16 protein-coding genes and 1 other RNA gene are annotated in these 19351 nt (G+C 46.3%); 8 read left to right on the forward strand and 9 right to left on the reverse strand.

Going from position 1 to position 19351, the window contains the following annotated elements:
• Window positions 1–78: 78 nt before the first annotated feature.
• Window positions 79–654 (reverse strand): hypothetical protein, encoded by a 576-nt coding sequence (locus R3P39_RS09750; protein ID WP_336567190.1) that lies wholly within the window; start codon window positions 652–654, stop codon window positions 79–81.
• 128 nt (window positions 655–782) lie between these two features.
• Here R3P39_RS09750 and R3P39_RS09755 point away from each other — a divergent pair, with 128 nt between their 5' ends.
• Together R3P39_RS09755 and R3P39_RS09760 are read left to right on the forward strand one after the other, a co-directional pair.
• Window positions 783–1628: a LysR family transcriptional regulator gene (locus R3P39_RS09755; protein ID WP_336567192.1), complete on the forward strand. Its 846-nt coding sequence runs from the start codon at window positions 783–785 to the stop codon at window positions 1626–1628.
• A gap of 449 nt (window positions 1629–2077) precedes the next feature.
• A complete protein-coding gene (locus tag R3P39_RS09760; RefSeq protein WP_336567194.1) occupies window positions 2078–2545 on the forward strand; it encodes an REP-associated tyrosine transposase in 468 nt (155 codons plus the stop codon).
• Window positions 2546–2967: 422 nt separating this feature from the next.
• On the opposite strand, the gene R3P39_RS09765 is transcribed toward R3P39_RS09760, so the two are convergent.
• The 4 genes from R3P39_RS09765 to R3P39_RS09780 are packed head-to-tail and all read right to left on the reverse strand — an operon-like array spanning window position 2968 to window position 7208.
• Window positions 2968–4137: an FAD-dependent monooxygenase gene (locus R3P39_RS09765; RefSeq protein ID WP_336567195.1), complete on the reverse strand. Its 1170-nt coding sequence runs from the start codon at window positions 4135–4137 to the stop codon at window positions 2968–2970.
• Between the two features lie 9 nt (window positions 4138–4146).
• Window positions 4147–5319: a 2-octaprenyl-6-methoxyphenyl hydroxylase gene (gene ubiH / locus R3P39_RS09770; protein WP_336567196.1), complete on the reverse strand. Its 1173-nt coding sequence runs from the start codon at window positions 5317–5319 to the stop codon at window positions 4147–4149.
• Window positions 5320–5331: 12 nt separating this feature from the next.
• Window positions 5332–6642 (reverse strand): Xaa-Pro aminopeptidase, encoded by a 1311-nt coding sequence (gene pepP, locus R3P39_RS09775; RefSeq protein WP_336567197.1) that lies wholly within the window; start codon window positions 6640–6642, stop codon window positions 5332–5334.
• A gap of 2 nt (window positions 6643–6644) precedes the next feature.
• Entirely contained in the window at window positions 6645–7208 is a 564-nt protein-coding gene (locus R3P39_RS09780; protein ID WP_336567198.1) for a UPF0149 family protein, read from the reverse strand.
• Window positions 7209–7489: 281 nt separating this feature from the next.
• On the opposite strand from R3P39_RS09780, the gene ssrS reads away from it, so the two are divergent.
• Window positions 7490–7672, forward strand: a non-coding RNA gene (gene ssrS, locus R3P39_RS09785) — 6S RNA.
• Between the two features lie 794 nt (window positions 7673–8466).
• Here the strand turns inward: ssrS and R3P39_RS09790 are convergent.
• Both R3P39_RS09790 and radA read right to left on the reverse strand, forming a co-directional pair.
• Entirely contained in the window at window positions 8467–9390 is a 924-nt protein-coding gene (locus tag R3P39_RS09790) for a DUF945 family protein (RefSeq protein WP_336567200.1), read from the reverse strand.
• Between the two features lie 16 nt (window positions 9391–9406).
• Window positions 9407–10777: a DNA repair protein RadA gene (gene radA / locus R3P39_RS09795; RefSeq protein WP_336567202.1), complete on the reverse strand. Its 1371-nt coding sequence runs from the start codon at window positions 10775–10777 to the stop codon at window positions 9407–9409.
• A 128-nt stretch (window positions 10778–10905) separates the two neighbouring features.
• On the opposite strand from radA, the gene R3P39_RS09800 reads away from it, so the two are divergent.
• Window positions 10906–13407 (forward strand): PilZ domain-containing protein, encoded by a 2502-nt coding sequence (locus R3P39_RS09800; RefSeq protein ID WP_336567203.1) that lies wholly within the window; start codon window positions 10906–10908, stop codon window positions 13405–13407.
• A 20-nt stretch (window positions 13408–13427) separates the two neighbouring features.
• Here R3P39_RS09800 and ampE read toward each other — a convergent pair whose 3' ends face one another.
• Both ampE and ampD read right to left on the reverse strand, forming a co-directional pair.
• Window positions 13428–14279 carry a beta-lactamase regulator AmpE gene (ampE, locus tag R3P39_RS09805; protein ID WP_336567204.1) on the reverse strand — a complete coding sequence of 284 codons (852 nt, stop codon included), beginning with the start codon at window positions 14277–14279 and terminating at the stop codon, window positions 13428–13430.
• A gap of 6 nt (window positions 14280–14285) precedes the next feature.
• Window positions 14286–14828, reverse strand: coding sequence for a 1,6-anhydro-N-acetylmuramyl-L-alanine amidase AmpD (ampD, locus tag R3P39_RS09810; RefSeq protein ID WP_336567207.1), 543 nt, complete (start codon window positions 14826–14828; stop codon window positions 14286–14288).
• Between the two features lie 456 nt (window positions 14829–15284).
• Here ampD and nadC point away from each other — a divergent pair, with 456 nt between their 5' ends.
• From nadC to R3P39_RS09830, 4 genes are all read left to right on the forward strand, one after another.
• Window positions 15285–16127: a carboxylating nicotinate-nucleotide diphosphorylase gene (nadC, locus tag R3P39_RS09815; RefSeq protein WP_336567208.1), complete on the forward strand. Its 843-nt coding sequence runs from the start codon at window positions 15285–15287 to the stop codon at window positions 16125–16127.
• Between the two features lie 537 nt (window positions 16128–16664).
• Window positions 16665–17105, forward strand: coding sequence for a pilin (locus tag R3P39_RS09820; RefSeq protein WP_336567210.1), 441 nt, complete (start codon window positions 16665–16667; stop codon window positions 17103–17105).
• A 39-nt stretch (window positions 17106–17144) separates the two neighbouring features.
• Window positions 17145–18362, forward strand: a complete 1218-nt coding sequence (locus R3P39_RS09825; RefSeq protein WP_336567211.1) for a type II secretion system F family protein — start codon at window positions 17145–17147, stop codon at window positions 18360–18362.
• Window positions 18363–18468: 106 nt separating this feature from the next.
• Window positions 18469–19350: a prepilin peptidase gene (locus tag R3P39_RS09830; protein WP_336567213.1), complete on the forward strand. Its 882-nt coding sequence runs from the start codon at window positions 18469–18471 to the stop codon at window positions 19348–19350.
• Window position 19351 lies beyond the last annotated feature (1 nt).

The following is a 19351-nucleotide window of genomic DNA, read 5'->3' on the forward strand; positions in this document are numbered from 1 at the left end:
TATCCTTCACATTTTACTCAGTGAGCTTAGTTGCTACTGAGGGGGTTATTGTTATCGCCAAGCGATAACCGCACGGAATTACGATACCAGTTTAAATCCAGCACCCGTTAACGCAGCCTGCCACTTTTCAAGTACGCTGGCTTGGGCAATTAACTGATACTGTTGTTGTTCGGCCACCAGTAAGGTGGTGATAAATACGTCGCCGCTTTGTTTGCCATAGCAGGCATTTTTGTCTGAAATACGCAGCCCAGGTGTTAGCGCAAAGTCACTGATTAAGCGCTCAAACGCCTGCTCACCCGTCACGGTAGCGGCAAGTAGATCTTGGCGTCTTACCAGTTCAATATCAAACTCGCTAACATGCTGCTCAACTAACGCTGTGAGTTCTTTGGCTGCCGCTTCACTCACCACAAAACGGTACGCGGTTTCACTAAAATAGTAAATGGCGAATTTTTCGCCACTTTGTAGCTGACCTTGCACACCTAAACCCGGTGCCATCAGCTTATTGAGGTTAAGCCCAAGTATTTGACTTAAAAACGGTGTGCTTTCAAAACCGCTGAAATCGAGGACCACAACCGCCGTGGTTGGAGTGTAGTGGTTTTGCGCCGGAATACTGCCTAGACGGTGCTTAGCAAAGATAATTGGCGTGACGCTCATAGGGCTAACCTTAGTGAAATTTCGATAGTTAAAAGTATAAGGATGCATAAAGGCAACAACAAATTGTATTTACTTATCAATTGATAAATAATATTAATGTATTTTGGTTTTATAAATAGCTTTTCCTTATGAAGAACTTATCGATTGATGGCTTAAGAACGTTAGTGACTGTGGTGGACATGGGTGGCTTTGCCAAAGCCGGAGAATTACTGGGCTTATCGCAACCTGCCGTGAGTTTGCAGATCAAACGGTTAGAAGACATGCTCGGTTGTAAACTGTTTAAAAAGCAGGGGCAGCGGCAAGTATTAAACCAGTATGGCGAGCTGCTATTGCCGCTGGCAAAGCAAATGCTGCAACAAAATGATGCTATTATTCAACAGTTTACTTCCGAGAGTGTCACCGGTCGCGTGCGTTTAGGTATTCCCAGCGAATTTGCCGCGCGTATTTTGCCATCGATTATTGGCGACTTTGTTTCTTTGTATCCGGATGTAGCCTTAGAAGTAAAATCGCGTTTAAGTAAGCATTTACTCTCGGTGGTACGCCAAGATCAGTTTGATTTAGTGCTGGCATTGAATGAAGATTTAAGCTCATTGAGCCATCCGGTGTTTATGCAAGACCAATTAGTGTGGGTTGGCGATTTATCCAAAGTACAGTCTTCAGTAGTCACCCTAGTGACCGCCCCAGAGGGCTGTATTTACCGTCGCCGCGCCATTGAAGCCTTACAACAAGCAGGCCTGCAATACCGTATTGTTTACAGCAACGCCGACCTAACGGGGCTCACCGCCGCCTTAAAAGAGGGGTTAGGAATAACCGTATTGGCCAAAAGCACCGTCCCCGCAGAGCTACCCTACCAACCCCACACCCAAATCCTGCCAGAGCTTGGCCAAATTGGCATTAGCTTAGTAAAAAACACCCAAGAATCAGCCCACGCCGTAGACAAACTCGCCGAGTTTATTGCTTTAAGGTTGGGGTAACCGCAAAAGCGCGGGGTAAACCCGCGCCTACCCGAAACATGCCACCTGTTTTGTAGGAGGCGCTTTATGCGGCGAGATTGTTGAAAAGCTCGCGGGGTAAACCCGCTCCTACCTGAAACATGTCACCTGTTTTGTAGGAGGCTCTTTATGAGGCGAGACTGTTGAAAGACTCGCGGGGTAAACCCGCTCCTACCTATAGCAAACACACCGTTTTGTAGGAGCCGCTTTACGCGGCGAGATTGTTGAAAGACTCGCGGGGTAAACCCGCTCCTACCTATAGCAAACACACCGTTTTGTAGGAGCCGCTTTACGCGGCGAGATTGTTGAAAAGCTCGCGGGGTAAACCCGCTCCTACCAGAAGCAAACAACCTGTTTGTAGGAGGCGCTTTATGCGCCGATCTTGTTCTATACTTGCCTTTGCATTCATCAATTAACTCAAGGAGTGAGTCATGCCACATAGCTGCCGGTTAAGAAAGGGCCGAGTCTCATCGGCTGGTCAATATTATGCGATCACCATTTGCTGTAAAAGCAAAGCCGCTGTTTTCAATAACCTTAGTGTCAATCAAGTTGTTATTCGTGAAATTTATCAGCTTGAGCAGGAAAACTGTATCAAACTAATCGCCTACACATTGATGCCAGATCATTTGCATCTCTTATTTCAACTAATGGATATGTGCTCTTTGTCTAATGTCATTCGGTCTCTAAAAGGAAGAACGGCAACTAAGCTAAGAGCAATGAACATTCGGAAATTATGGCAAAAAGATTTTTATGATACCTGTATCTTGCACGACACCATGTTAAGAAACCAAGCAAGATACATAGTTGCAAACCCGCTTCGGGCTAGATTAGTAAAACAAATTGGCGATTATCCTTATTGGAATTGTATTTACTTAAGCAAAGGAATTGAGGATTTGTGAATTGAAGATGTCAGTGTGGGAAAAGATCGCGGGATAAACCCGCTCCTACCTGAAACAAAACCACCACCTTTGTAGGAGGTGCTTTACGCGCCGAGATTGTTGAAAATCTCGCGGGGTAAGCCCGCGCCTACCTGAAACAACACCACCTGCTTTGTAGGAGGCGCTTTATGCGCCGAGATTGTAAAAAGATCGCGGGATAAACCCGCTCCTACCTGAAACAAAACCACCTGCTTTGTAGGAGGCGCTTTATGCGCCGAGATTGTAAAAAGATCGCAGGATAAACCCGCTCCTACCTGAAACAAAACCACCACCTTTGTAGGCGGTGCTTTACGCGGCGAGATTGTAAAAAGATCGCGGGATAAACCCGCTCCTACCAGAAAAATAGCACCTGTTTTGTGGGAGGCGCTTTACGCGGCGATGTTTTATTTCCCGCCGATGGCTTCTTTGGCGAAGAGGTGTTTGATTGGGCCGAGGTTGTCGACCATGCTGAGTCCTATGCCGCGAACCAGCTTTTTCAGCGGGTTGTTGCCGGCAAAGAGTTCTTTTAGCCCTTGCATCATGGCGATATGCTTTTGGGCATCGGCTTTTCTGCTGCGCTCATATTGGCGCAAGATTTTGTGACTGGCAAACTCTTTGTCTGCTTTGCTTAACAGCTCGATGAGAGTGGCAGCGTCTTTCAGCCCTAGGTTCATGCCAAGGCCTGCCAATGGGTGAATGGTATGAGCGGCGTCGCCCATCAAGACGATTTTGCCTTGCAGCCATTGTTTGGCGTAGCGCATGGTGAGTGGAAACACATGGCGCTCTCCAATGACTTCGCACACACCACATTGCGTATCAATGGCAGCACTTAACGCTTTGTTGAACTCAGCTTCATCCATGGCTTTAAGCTCAGCGGCACGCTCTGGGGCCGTTGACCACACAATGGAGTGGTAATGTGGTTCATTGAGCGGCAAAAATGCCAGCGGGCCGTCGGGTAAGAATACTTGTCTGGCCGTAGCTTGATGCGGCTCTTGGGTTTTTACTGTGGCCACTAGAGCATGGTGGTCGTAACCCCAATAGGTGATCGGCATATTACACTGCTGGCGAATGGCAGAGCGGGCTCCGTCTGCGGCAACCACTAACTTCGCCATTACCGGCTCACCATTTGCTAGCGTGATCAGCGCTTCGCTGTCGCCTTGGTGCAAGCTTTTGTATTTGCTATTCCACAACAGGGTTGCTTTCGGCTCTGCTTCAAGTTTGCCAAGTAACGCATAGCGAATGGCATCGTTTTCAATAATGTGGCCAAGCTCTGGCAAGTCCAGATCGTGGCTGTCGAAAGCAATTTTACCAAAGCTGTCTTTATCACGCACATCCATATGGGTGTATGGCGTTGCTCGCTGTGACACAATGGCTTGCCAGACGTCGAGCTGCTCAAACAACGCCTGACTGGTAGCACTGATCGCACTGACTCTGGCGCTGTAATCGCTTGCCAATGGCTCTGGTTTATCGCCACTATCGATGACCATTACCGAAATATCTTGTTGTGCCAGCCCTAACGCTAAAGTCAGGCCAATACAACCACCACCTACAATACATACTTGCACTTGTTGCATGCTAATTCCTTAACCGTTATATCCCATCAATTGTTTGGCTAATGGTGCTCTGGCTGTTTTTGATAACGCCATGGTTAACAGGCCAACACTGCGACCCAAAGCCAAGCTTCGCGATGAGTTAGAAAATAATCGCACGAGAGCATCGGTTAATGTCATTACCGTATTGATATCTTGCTCTCGTGCCAGTTGATAAGCACGCGTAAATTGATGACTGCCCCACTGCGCCGTGCTAAATGCCTGACATTGTGAGACCAAAACTTGAATATCTCGCAGCCCTAAATTAAAGCCCTGCCCGGCAATGGGATGAATGGCATGAGCGGCATTACCGATGATTACTACGCGATGATGGCTAAGCTGCTCTACACGGCCAAGCACCAATGGGTAGGTTGCACGCATGCCCACTTGTATAAATTGCCCAGCTCGATAACCAAACGCTTGCTGCAGCCGGCTGATAAATTGCTCCGCAGGCAAGGCGGCGTAGTCGCTGAGGCACTCATTATCCATGCACCACACTAAAGAATAGCGATTGTCACTCATTGGCAGAAGCGCCATGGGCCCTTGCTCGGTAAAGCGTTCAAAGGCATGACCTTGATGGGGTGCAGCCACTTCAACATTGGCAATTAAAGCGCCTTGCTCGTAACTGAGGCTGTCAAAGCCTATATTCAACTTACTTCGAGTGGGCGACTGCGCACCGTCGGCAACCACTAATAAACTAGTGCTGAGCTGAGTGCCGTCATCGAGCGTTAGGGTTACTTGTTCAAGGTGTTGCTGTAACTCGCTCACTTGCTGCGGGCAAAACAAAGTAATGTCGTGGCTTTGTAGTTGCTGATGTAAAAAGGCGCCATAGGGGTTTACTTCAACCACATAACCCAGTGCTTGTTGGCCATAATCTTCTGGTTTAATCCAGGTTTTGCCAAAGTGGCCACGGTCTGACACATGCACTTGGGTGATCGGCTCTGCAAATTGCCAATCGCGATTAAATAATTGCTGTTGCTGTAAAAACGCCACCGACTGCGCGGCCAGCGCAATACTGCGATCATCAAAACTGGGGTGTTGTTTGCCTTTTGGCGCATAGGCCTCAACCACCGCCACTTGTGCCTCTGGCGCAGCTTTTTTTATGCTAATGGCGGCGCTGGCTCCTGCCATCCCTCCGCCAATTACGACGACATCAAACTGTTGCACGCTACTTGCTCACTAGCTATTCATTAATGCTTCTATTTCTGCGATGGTTTTTGGCACCGATTCGGTGAGGTTGTCATATCCCGACTCCGTCACTAACAGATCGTCTTCAATGCGAATGCCAATGCCTTTATATTGTTCAGGCACTTGGGCGTCTTCATCGAAATATAAACCGGGTTCTATGGTTAACACCATGCCGGGCTCAAACGCTCTGTCGGCTTCATCAAGTTTATACTCGCCAACATCGTGGACATCCAAACCAAGCCAATGACCTAAGCCATGCATGTAAAACGCTTTACACGCTTGCGCTTCCACCAGCTCATCAACCTCGCCAGATAATATTTCTAAATCCACTAACCCTTGGGTCAGCACTGTCATGGCCGCTTTATTGGCTTTAACGAGCGTGCCTCCGGGTTTTACTTCTGCAAATGCCGCGGCTTGAGCCTCTAACACTAGGTTATAAATTCGCTGTTGCGGCTCACTAAACTTACCATTTACTGGAAAGGTTCGGGTGATATCTGCCGCATACCCTTCCAGCTCACAACCAGAATCTATTAATACTAAATCGCCGTCTTTTAGATCATCGCAGTTGTCGGTGTAGTGCAAAATGGTGGCATTGATGCCGCCACCAACAATGGTGCCGTATGCCGGATGCCTTGCGCCATTCATGGCGTAATGATGGTGTAACTCGGCTTCGAGTTGATATTCCGTGGCTCCGGGTTTAGCAAAGCGCATCGCTCGTTTATGCGCCTCGGCGCTGATCTCACCTGCCTTTCTCATTACCTCGATTTCAGCTGGCGATTTAAACACGCGCATTTCGTGTACAAGGGGGCGAATATCTTTGATGATTTCCGGCGCTCGGTAACCACGCTTAGGAGCGCTACGTAAGGTATTTAGCAACTGCCACACTTTGTCATCGAATGCGGGATAGGTGCCTTGGCCATAAAACAACACTTTGCGGCCATTCACCAACTCCCGGAGCTGTTCATCGAGCTCGGTTAAGGCATAGGTTTGGTCGAGCTGCAGTTGGCTTTTGGCTTGCTCAAATCCCATGCGGCGGCCATGCCAAATTTCCGCCACTTTGTCTTTGTTGCGGCAAAATAATGTTGATTGAGTATGGCCGTCACGGTCTTTGTTTAACACCAGCACCGCATCAGGCTCTTTAAATCCGGTTAGGTAAAAGAAGTCACTGTCTTGGCGAAACGGAAACTCGGTATCACGGCTACGGGTAAGCTCCACGGCAGCCGGAATAATTGCCACAGCGTTATTATCTAAGTTGGCCATTAAACGCGCTCGACGCGCGACAAATTCACTGTTGTTAATCATAATTAGTGTATGGTTTTTGAAGTGGTGGTGGGTTGCGTGTCTTTACCCATTTCAGCAAAACAAAGCAGCACAGAAACACGCACATATTCAATTACTTCATGTAACGCTTCTTTGTCTTCTTCGCTGTCGTCGAAAGTCGTGTCTAGTTTGGTGATTTCACTAAAGTCGTTAATCACTTCTTTGACGTCTGCAGACAATTTACCATAGTCTTTTTGCTTTAAGCCAAAGCCCAGTAAAAAGCCTGCCACCCATGAGATTAAGGCATTGGCTTGGTCGTGCAATGACTCATCTTCAGGCGGTAAAAACAGTTCAAACTGAAATTCGCCATCATTAAAGTGTTCAGCCACTTGTTTGTACAAGTCGATACACATTGATTTGATGGCACTCGGGAACGCCTGGCCGTCGTTAAAAACATCGCTTAATAAGCCTAGGTATTCGGCATCTTCAATGTTAAGGCCGCAGGCTAATAGCCCCGAAATGGTGCCATGTACTTCGGCTGGGGCGATAAATATTTCGTGTTGTTCTAGGAGCAGCTGAGTTTGCTGATAGTCTTTGAATTCGCTCATGATACTTTCCCAAGCAGTTGATACTACAATGCTACCACTGCAGCCAAGGCAACTCCAACGAATTGTATGATTGGTATCAAGGTGGACGAGGATTTGCTGAGTTTTATGGCTGACTCGATAATACCACTGCTTTTATTATGGCTTACTGTAGCCCAATGGAAAAATAAACCATTTTTGAATAATTGTTTAGTGACTGCACGATACGGGTAAAAACCACCCGCTTAGTCGAGAAATTCGCTGACTATGGTTTCGTGATCGCCAGATGTTTTATATACTGTAATTGTTCCCTAGCTCGTAGGACAGCTGATTAAGTCCCTGAGCCGATAAATTTTGTTTAGGATGGCAGTTTGCCTACTATTGAGCAAGCTCGGCATGCACCGAGAAGCCTACGGTAGGCTGTTGCTTTCCGCCTTGAACCTCAGGGTTCAAGGGCTGACATCGGCATCCGCGAAGCCGGGGAACAACTTTTCTTTTTGCAGTCACATAGCCAGTGGCCGTATTACAATATTTTTTGCTATAGATTCAGTTTAGTCCCGAAGATAACCGATACCTTTTCCTTGTTTTTTTACATTTCAATACGCGCTTTAAGAGCAGTTAAGCACAGTGATTATGCTCTTAAACATCGCGGGGTAAACCCGCGCCTACCAAAAACAAACCACCTGCTTTGTAGGAGGCGCTTTACGCGCCGAGATTGTAAAAAGATCGCGGGATAAACCCGCTCCTACCAGAAAAATAGCACTTTTTTTGTAGGAGGCACTTTATGCGCCGAGATTGTGAAAGGCTCGCGGGGTAAACCCGCTCCTACCAAAAACAAACCACCCATTATTTAGGAGGCGCTTTATGCGGCGAGGTTGCTGAAAAGCTCGCGGGGTAAACCCGCTCCTACCAGAAGAATAGCACCTGCTTTGTAGGAGGCGCTTTATGCGCCGAGATTGTTGAAAAGCTCGCGGGGTGAACCCGCTCCTACCTGAAACAAACACACCCGTTTTGTAGGAGGCGCTTTATGCGGCGAGGTTGCTGAAAAGCTCGCGGGGTAAACCCGCTCCTACCAGAAGAATAGCACCTGCTTTGTAGGAGGCGTTTTACGCGGCGAGGTTGTTGAAAAGCTCGCGGGGTGAACCCGCTCTGACCCTGTAGATTATGTGGTAAAAACGACGTAGGCGCTGCTTTATGCAGCGCTTGCGATGTGAAACATCGCGAGGTGAACCCGCGCCTACCCGAAGTTTATGGTGGTAAAAAACGATGTAGGCGCTGCTTATTACTTACCGCTGGCTTCTATTTCTAATAGCTCTGAAAGCATTTCAGGGTTACTTTGCATGCCCATGGCAAGCTGTTGCCCTAGAGCCATGACACTTTGTTTTTCTTTGGCGGTGATGGAAACGTTTAACGACTGCATGCCTGCTGCGAAGTCTTTAAACGCCGTTTTGATTTCTTCAGGCAACATCATGGCGTTAAATTGTTGCTCTAGGGCTGCTTCAAAATCCGCTTTCGACATGCCTTGCTGCGCCAACTCTCCCTCTAATAGCTCAGCTAATTTGCCTTGGTTGTTAACAGTAAAATGAAATGACTGTAACTCCAAAGATTGCATGGCTTGCATCATTTTGGTTTGCAGTTGCAGCTCCTGCTCCATGGTCATTTGCTCTGCTGGCATTTTTGACGCTTCAAGGGAAGCGGTCATTAATGCTTCACTGTTACCCAAGGCCACGTCCATTGAGGTAGATAAAATATCACCGGCGGTGGTGGCAAACTTAAACTCACTGTCGCCACTTTGCTCATCAAAAGACAAACTGGTATTAATGTTGTAGGTCGCTTGCATCAGCTCAGGTGAAACACTATCAGCCATTGCTGCTGCTTGATCCGATAGCTTTAAGCCCATTAAGTCAAATTCAGTATAGGGGCTGATCTTATCTGGCTCGTAGCCCACCACATGCACCTTATCTACAGTAAAGAGCTCACTGCTATTGTTAGGATCGGTCACGGTAATCTCGCTGACCTCTACCGCACTGGTAAATAAATCAACCGAGCTCTCTGCGTAGCTCACCTGAAAGCCGGTGTCTTGCTCAAAATTGCTCACTTGCTTGGCCACTTGCTGATCCACTTGTTGATTGGCATAGTAGTTCGCACCAACATAAGCAGCTCCCGCTACAGCAACAATAGCAACACCTAGGGTGGCTTTATTCATAATCGTACTCCGTTATTTAAAAAAGCGCCTCGAGTGCTTCACTGAGACTTGAGACAGCAACAATTTCCATCCCTTCAATTGATTCTTTTGGTTTATTGGCCTTAGGTACAATAGCTCGCGTAAAGCCATGTTTTGAGGCCTCTCTTAAACGCTCTTGGCCACTGGGTACCGGGCGTATTTCACCGCCGAGGCCGACTTCGCCAAACACCACGAGTTGTCTATCGAGTGCTTGGTTTTTAAAACTCGATACTAACGCCGCGATTAACGCTAAGTCGGCACTGGTTTCAGATACTTTTACCCCGCCAACCACGTTAACAAATACGTCTTGATCCGACACTTGTAAGCCGCCATGGCGATGTAACACCGCCAGCAGCATGGCTAAGCGGTTTTGCTCTAACCCCACCGTCACCCTTCTTGGGTTAGCCAGTTGCGAATAGTCCACCAGCGCCTGCACCTCTACCAATAAGGGTCGTGTGCCTTCCCAGATCACCATCACTAATGAACCAGGCGTTTGTGCCTCGCCGCGATTAAGGAAGATAGCCGATGGGTTGCTCACTTCTTTAAGGCCCTGCCCTGTCATGGCAAACACCCCTAGCTCGTTCACCGCGCCAAAGCGGTTTTTATTCCCTCTCAAGGTACGAAAACGGCTGTCGGTACTGCCTTCCAATAAAATAGAACAGTCAATACAGTGCTCCAGTACTTTTGGCCCTGCTAAGGTACCATCTTTCGTTACGTGACCAACCATAATAATGGCGACTTGGTTTTGCTTGGCAAAGCGCGTTAAATACGCTGCACTTTCACGTACTTGAGACACACTTCCTGGCGCCGACTGGATATCGCTCATGTGCATCACTTGAATGGAGTCAATCACCATAATGCTGGGCTTTTCCCGCAATGCCAACTGACAAATGCTTTCGACGTTGGTTTCGGCTAGTGTTTTTAACTTATTGGTTGGCAAGCCTAAGCGATTGGCGCGCATGGCCACCTGCTGCAGCGATTCTTCACCGGTAACGTATAAAGTGCCCATGGTTTCAGCCAAGCGGCACATGGTTTGTAGTAATACCGTACTTTTACCAGCACCTGGGCTACCACCGATGAGTATTGCGCTTCCTGGGACAACGCCGCCGCCTAACACGCGGTCAAACTCTTTAAAGCCAGTAGAAAATCGCGGCAATTGCTCAAGGTTAACTTCATCCAGGGTTTGCACTTTTGCCTCGACCAAACCGGCGTATCCAGAGGTGGAACCGCCCTGAGGAGCTGTTTTCACTGAAGGTACACGAAACTCTGTGACCGTGTTCCAGGCTTTACATTCAGAACATTGCCCTTGCCAACGGGCGAATTCCGCTCCACAATCACTGCATACAAATGCTGTTTTCTTTTTTGCCATAAATTACAGGTATATATCTTGCTTAACCAACACAATAGGTTAAGAATAAACTAATTAAGCGCCAATGTTGACATAATATTGGCGGTGACCCAACGGGTTGAATAAAAAGAGTGCTATAAAAACCGTTTATGCCTGAAGATAGATTACAAAAATATCAACGCTTGATAGACGATTTAAAACAGGACCTTGGCGATCCTGCTTTTGAGCGCATATTTAAGCAACGTACCGCGGACCTTTCAAAGCCCGACCAATTCCTATTAAAAATGGAAATGTCGCGGCTGTCGCAGCCTGTGGCGCGTTTTATTGACTTGCGCGGTCAAGTGTCAGGCCAAGTAAAACCCTACGAATACGATGGCAAACAGCACTTTATGGACGATGTCGCCATTGGGGTGTTTGAACGCGAAGTGGCAAAGCATGGCGGCTATACCTTAGCGGTATACGAAGCCGTTATGAACACCGAAAATAACTACAAAGTAATGAAGCGCCAAGCTCAGGTGCGTGAACAAGAGCAAGAACAACAAGCCGATAACCATAACTACACTAAGCTGGTTCGCTTTGCCTCGTATGAGAGCCGCTCTGAAGAGCGAATGAATTACTCCATAAAGATCACCGTCGAACTGGCAAAAAATAGCCCCAAAGTTGCCGCAACCACGTCAGATATTTCCCTTAGCGGCGCTAAAATCAAGTTGCCAGTCAACCAAAAAGTGACTCCAGGGCAAGTAATCTCCATTCGCTTAGTAGGGCTTGAGCAAGATTTTGAACTGGGATTAAAAGAAGGCATTCAATACGAAGTGGTGGCCGTTGAAAAAGGCACGGCCGATTATAACCATGTACGCCTTAAGCGCACCTTTGTTGAGAAAAATCCAGGCTTTGATGACTTCCTAAATAGCTTTATTCACGGCAATAAGCGGCGTTACAAAGTCAACTTAGATAACACCCTCGATGCGGTAATTTGTAAAGGCTACGAACAATACTACTTGCCGCGAGTGTGTTCATTATTTGTTTTTATTAGCGAAAAACAAAAAGCGCTACTACCGACGATGGTATTAACCAATGAAAACAATGCGCCAGTGAGCTACTACTTTGAGGATGAGAAAAAGCACTCTTGTTTGTATTCGGTATTTAATCATAAGCGCTTACAAAAGCTCATTGCACAGCCTAATGCCGTTAAAGAAGCCGTTTGCCATGTATTTACCCACTCAAGTGGTGGCAAAATTTACTTTTACTCAGCGCTTGAGCACGATCTTGAAGAGATGCAGCAACTTCGTGCGCTGTTCTTTGCCTTTGGCAGCAAAAAAGACAGCTGGCGCAGCTTTAAAGTACAACTTATGCCCAGCCACCATGAAGACGCCTTTATCCCACTTTCGCTGCCAGCAAGTGCAGGTAAAAGTATAGAAAAGCTCAATAAGCGCCCCACGCCTCGGGTACAAGGCTTTATTCAGGATGTAAAATACCTGATGCTCCTTACCGACATCACCTGCAATTATGTTACCGAGCAATATCAAGAGCTAAGCTATGAGCCATCACTAGTAAACCAACTAAAGAAGTTTGGTCATGGCAAGGCCACCAACCCACCCGCCATTGAGCGGGTGGCGTTAGAGTATGTTAACTTAAGAGCACATCGACGCTATTTATACAAAACCCATGTCACCGTGCACATTGATGGCTTAGGTAGCTTTAGTGGCAAGACCCGAGACTTTTCGGTGATGGGCCTGCAAGTCGAGTGCAATGAGCCAGTGGACATTAGCAAAGGCGATACAATTCATTTAGATTTAGTAGATTTGCAGCGGCTCACGAAAAAGCATGACCTAACCAATTTGCGTTATGAAGTCATGGCAGTGAATAAAGCCAAGACCATTATCAACTTAAAAGTGCAAAAAATTGGCGATATGGATCACAGTGCGGTTTCGTTCTTTAAAGTATTGATTGATAACAATAAGAATAAACTGGTTCCGTGTGAAGAAGCCCCCAAAATCCCAGGGTTATCGACGGCACTGCGTAATATGGTTACTAAGTCGGTGTGCCAATTCCCACTGTATTTACACAAGGAAACCGCCCACAATACCGTTGGTGCCATTGGCCAAGGGCTCTACCCTTCTTCTTTGCATCAGGTTTTGCATTCTTTTAGTAAAAATAACGACAACACTTTGGATGCTAAAGCAATTTTCCCTGAGCGCTTTGTCGAAGAGAAGTTAACCGAAGTGCTTAAAGGGCAATCGCGACAAGATAAACCATTAAAGTATTTTTTGTTTATTCGCTTCGACCCGCAAAAGAGCGATCAACATGAGGCAATCAAAGCGCAAGTTATTGCCGATGGCGAGTCGCTCGATAGCTTGTATTTGTTTGCTAAAAAAGCCATGCGTCGAGATATTTTGTTTGTTTATCAGCTCTATGTGTCAAAGACGGGTCGTCCAGATATGGACTACCTAGCCAATGAACTGAAATACATCAGCCATTATGCCATTCACAAGGCAAAAGATTTAGAAGAGGCGTTGTGGGCCATTACTGGAGTGTGCGATTTGGTCGACGTCAGTGATTACATTGCCAGCAACATGAAAGTCGAAGACATTCTAGTGGAAGACATGGCGCAGCGAAAACAAGACTGGCTTGAGGCTAATTATAAGGGTTAGCCTCCATGGCACATACGGCTTTACGCCACCCAACCAAATAGCGTCAGCACGGCAATAATCACCAAATAAAACAAAATGTTGCGTTTTACTAAACGCATCATACAGCTGGCTTCAAAGGTGCAACCAAGAAATTGTTGCTCTATCTGCTCCGCCGCCAATGCGGTACTGGTGACCACTTTACGGTTTGTGGTTTTAAAATCAAAGGCATACTTCAGCCAACACGAAGTGCCATTAGAAAAGTTTCCGATGATTAAAAAGCCGAAGCTAGCTATTCTGGCTGGCAACCAGTTTAACCAATAAAACAAGCGGCAAAATTGCTCTGCTAGGTGGCTAAATGCTGGCTGCTCTTGCTCTTGTTGCCAATGCACGATTTGCCTTACCATGGCATACAGCACCGCCCCCGGAGCGCCAAGGGCGACAAACCAGAAAATCACGCCGCAATAATGCTGAAAGTTAATCCATGCCAAGGTTTGACCAAAGGTCTCACCACCGGGTTCGTTTTCTAGCTTATCTTGGCCCATTTGCAGCGCGTACAGGGTAGCCGCTTCGTTATCACCACGAGTAAGAGCATTAAGGTAACCTTTATACAGTTTACGATACTTGGCGCAGCCAAAGCACACCAACAACACCGTAATATTGACGGCAAACTGCCAAAACACAAAATCACTGATGCTATAAATAAGCGCTATCGCCAAGGCAGGTAACACCAGCCAAAACATGGTACCTAAAGGCGACCCTAATATCCCCTTTTTAGCCACCATGGATTGAGTGTTGGCTAAATAGCCTTGTAAGTAATGCTCGATTTGCCAATAGTTTGCTTTGGCGCCAAGTCGTTCAATAATCAGTGCAATAATAATGGATATTAAAATCATAGCCGCTTAGCTCTCATGGTGTTGTAACAAGGTGAAGTAATGCTGCCAATCAAATGCAGGCCCGGGGTCGGTTTTGCGTCCGGGTGCTATATCACAGTGCCCCACAATACGCTCTTTGCTAATCGTTGGGTAGTGCTGCTGCAGCCAAGCCGTAACCCGCACTAAGCTTTGATACTGCTGCGCGGTGTAGGCAAAGGTGTCGGTGCCTTCCATCTCAATGCCAATAGCAAAGTCATTGCACCGCGTTCGGCCCTGAAATTCAGATACTCCAGCATGCCAAGCCCGTGCGCTAAAAGGCACATATTGCGTAATGCTGCCATCACGGCGAATAACACAATGGGCAGAAACCCGAACGCCTGCCAAATCGGTAAAACTAGGGTGTGCCTGACAATCGATAACGCCCATAAACAGGTCATCAATATAAGGTGTACCAAAACACCCCGCCGGCAAGGAGATATTGTGGATCACCAGCAAGTCTACCGCGCAGCCTTCGGGGCGCGCATCATAATGTGGAGAATTTTTTTGCTCTGCAAAAGGAAGCCAATGCAATGTATTAGTCCCAAGCGCTAAATTTGGTTTTAGTATAAAGGTAAAGAACACCAAAAAATAGCCACTGTCATGGACTTAAGCGCTTATAAACAGAGAAATAAATCGCCAAAGGCATAGTACCAGCCCCATAGCACACTGCTCCAACCACTTTGGCTTGTTAGCGCTGCATAAAGCTGCGCCTACAGCAGGCTTTCACCAATGTCGTAGAATGTAAGGCGCGGGTTTACCCCGCGATATTTATGGCCAAAAGCGCTGCATAAAGCAGCGCCTACAACAGGCCTTTGCCAATATCATAGAATGTAGGCGCGGGTTTACCCCGCGATATAGTAAAAGTTTACAATAACGACCCAAAAACACCATCCAGCTCAATATAAATAATCCCGCAGTCACAGCAATTGTGCTCAACAGCAAACCCGCGTAAAATTCGCCCCAGTAGCCAACTAAAAAGACAACACCATGATTGACCAAACACTTATAACGCAATTAGTGAAACAAGCACTCGATGAAGACCTTAATTACCAATCTGCCGCTGAAGGCGATATTACCGCAGCACTGATCCCACAAGAACAGCAAGCCAATGCCTATGTGATCACCCGAGAAGACTGCGTTTTTGTTGGTAAAGCGCTAATTGAAGAAGTGTTTAACCAAGTCGAGCCAAGTGTTGAGGTGGAAGTATTAGTCGCCGATGGCGATAAGGTTGCGGCCAATACTAGGCTATTTACGGCAAGCGGCTCTGCACGAGCTATCCTTACTGCTGAGCGCACAGCGCTTAACTTTGTACAAAGCCTTTCAGGCACGGCCACTACGACGGCAAAATACGTAGACATGCTTGCTGGCACCGAAACCAAACTACTGGACACACGTAAAACCATTCCAGGCTTACGAGCCCTGCAAAAATATGCAGTAAAATGCGGCGGCGGCGTTAACCACCGCATTGGCTTATTCGATGCGTATTTAATCAAAGAAAACCACATTGCAGCCTGTGGAGGCATCAACAATGCCGTAAGTGCAGCTCGCAGCAACCACCCTGATAAGCCCGTTGAAGTGGAAGTAGAAAACCTCGACGAATTACAACAAGCCCTAGATGCTGGCAGCGACATCATCATGCTGGATAACTTTAGTGTTAGCGATATCCAACAAGCCGTGAAAATCACAGCTGGCCGTGCCAAACTTGAAGTGTCAGGCAATATGACCATAGAAACGCTCACCACCTATGCTCAAGCAGGGGTGGACTTTATTTCCAGTGGCGCTCTCACCAAACACTTACAAAGCATCGACTTATCAATGCGCTTTGAATAATCAAGCAAATCTTAAAGAGGTACAACTATATTGTGCCTCTCGCCAACTTGCCCTAGTGCAAATACACTGAGTGTAAGCCCGTGTAATCTAGAAATATTCCCTAATTGATTGACAAAAAGCGATAAAAAACGTTAAATACGACAAAAGAATGAGAGTGTAACAACTTTTTAATGTTCTCTTTCCTTCTCGTCGCAGTAGCAATGCTTTGGCGTTAAGAAAAAACATCGGCTTATTTGAGCTTGCACAACTTATTCAATGATTTATTAGTCATTCTGGATTGCCAAGCTCAGCGGTTACAATTAAAGTAAATGTTAATAGTGACCTGAAAGAAAAGTTTAGTGCTACACTTTATTTTAGTTGATTAGGGACTGGTCACATTTTAGTAAGTCTGGTTTTAATAGTGACTAAGGAGGCCTACTGGCTTTAGCCGCAGCCTAACTTCATGATTAAACAGCTTACGTTTTATTGCTAATGGTTTAATAAACGCTTAACGTAACCTTGCTATGTTAAGCCACTTATAATTTTAGGAGAGACATCATGACTCAAAGAAAACAGGGTGGTTTTACCCTAATCGAACTAATGATTGTGGTTGCAATTATCGGTATTCTTGCAGCAGTGGCATTGCCTCAGTATCAAGATTATGTGGCTCGCTCACAAGCTTCTGAGTCCGCAGCTTTAGCTGGTAGTGCTAAAACTGCGATCGCCGAGTACCATCAGATAAACGGTTCATACCCTACGGATTCTACTTCACCATCACTTACAGATCTGACAGCTACGGGTACTTACGGAGAACTGACTGCATCAGCCGAAGGAGTCTTGCTTTATACATTTGGCTCAAACGTAGCTAGCACTGTAAGTGGGAAAAAAGTTAGATTTGCTCCGGATATTGATGACAATACATTTAAATGGACTTGTACAACAGACTTAGCTCAAGAGCATGCACCACAGAACTGCACTGGTGGAGCAACCATTAACTAACAAATAAAGGCAGCTATGCTGCCTTTTAGACTAATTATTATGAATCAAAAAAGCTTAGAAACTTTTGTTTGGTCTGGCTTTAATAACCGAGGAAAAAAACTTGATGGTGAAATAACCGGCCAGAGTATTGCTTTGGTTAAAGCTCAACTTCGCAAACAAGGTATTACTCCTTCAAAGGTAAAGCGTAAGCCAAAGCCATTATTTAGTTTCTCTGGTAAGCAAAAAATCACCTCTGGCGATATCGCCACCACCACACGTCAAATTGCTACCATGCTGATGGCAGGTGTTTCTTTAGTACAAACACTGGAAATGCTAGCCCGTGGTATTAAAAATAAAAGCCTTTCTAAGCTTATTGAAAGTATTGCTGACGAAGTAAAAGCGGGTCAACCGTTGGCCAAATCACTTCGAGCTTATCCGCGCTACTTTGATGAACTTTATTGCGACCTGGTTCATTCAGGTGAGCAGTCGGGTGCGCTGGATACCATTTTTGACCGCGTTGCCCTGTATAAAGAAAAAACCGAGGCGCTTAAGTCCAAAATAAAAAAAGCGATGTTCTACCCCATTGCTGTGCTTACCGTGGCGCTGATTGTTACTGCCATTCTACTTATTTTTGTGGTACCGCAATTCCAAGATATTTTTGCAGGCTTTGGTGCTGAGCTCCCCGCCTTTACCCTTATGGTCATTGCCATTTCTGAGTTTTTGCAAGAATACTGGTGGGTGTTTGTATTAGGCCTTGGCCTTGCTGGTTACACCTACAAAGAACTGTTAATACGAAGCTCCGGCGTTAAACATTTTAATGATCGCATGATTTTAAAGCTTCCGGTAATTGGCGAAATATTGAAAAAAGCGGCGGTTGCTCGTTATGCTCGTACCTTGTCTACCACCTTTGCTGCAGGTGTGCCATTGGGTGATGCTCTTGACTCTGCAGCCGGCGCCTCGGGTAATGTCATTTATAAAAATGCCATTCGTGAAATTAAAGCCGAGGTAAATGCTGGTAATCAAATGCACTGGGCCATGCATAATACCCGAGTGTTCCCCGATATGGTGGTGCAAATGGTGTCAATTGGTGAAGAGTCTGGGGCCATTGATTCCATGCTGTCTAAAGTGGCAAATATTTACGAGCAAGAAGTGGACGATGCCGTAGATGGCCTTTCGAGCCTTCTTGAACCCTTGATTATGGTAGTGCTTGGGGTGCTGATCGGTGGCCTTATTATTGCCATGTACTTGCCTATTTTCCAACTGGGGCAAGTGGTTTAACACAAATTGCAGAGTGTATTCTCGCGCTCTGTAACTAAATAATGTGGTAGTATCTCCACTCATTTTTAATCAAGTACACGCCTAAAAATCAAAATAAGAATATCCTATGCAAGATGTAATCGAATTAATGCAAACTCAAACGTGGTACTGGTTATTAACCGTGGGCTTAGTCAGTGTGTGTATTGGTAGCTTTTTAAATGTGGTGATTTTACGCCTGCCTAAAATGATGAAAAGTAACTGGCAGAGTGAATGCCGTGTTTTACTTGAAGACGAACTAGCCGCCCCTGAAAACACACCAACAGCAGCCTTTAATTTAGTTACCCCACGCTCACACTGCCCTAGCTGTAAAACGCCCATCAAAGCTTGGCAAAATATTCCTTTAATTAGCTGGCTATTGCTTAAAGGCAAATGCAAACACTGCCAAGCGCGCATATCAGTGCGTTACCCGTTAGTAGAGCTCACCACCATGGTGTTATCAACTTGGGTGGCATGGCGTTTTGGTGCCACCGCTGAAGCGCTTTTGTATATTGTGATTACTTGGATACTGGTTGCTCTAACGGTCATTGATATTGATGAAATGCTACTGCCAGATCAGCTAACGCTACCAACCCTGTGGCTAGTGCTTATTGCTAGTACCATGGGCATAGGTGTTGCACCTGAGCTTGCCATTATTGGCGCGGCAGTGGGCTATTTAAGCTTATGGAGCGTATATTGGCTATTTAAGTTACTCACAGGCAAAGAGGGCATGGGCTATGGCGACTTTAAGTTACTGGCCATTTTTGGCGCCTTAATGGGTTGGCAAGCCATACTCACTATTATTCTTCTTTCCAGTTTAGTGGGCGCCATTATCGGTTCAATTCAGTTGAGCGTACAAGGCAAAGACAAAGCTACCCCTATTCCATTTGGCCCATACTTGGCCATCGCTGGCTGGATAACCCTGATGTATGGTGAGCAGTTGCAGCTTTGGTACGTCAATTTAATTATGTAGA

Origin of the sequence: Pseudoalteromonas sp. UG3-2 (assembly GCF_037120705.1) — a bacterium.
Classification (GTDB): Bacteria; Pseudomonadota; Gammaproteobacteria; order Enterobacterales; family Alteromonadaceae; genus Pseudoalteromonas.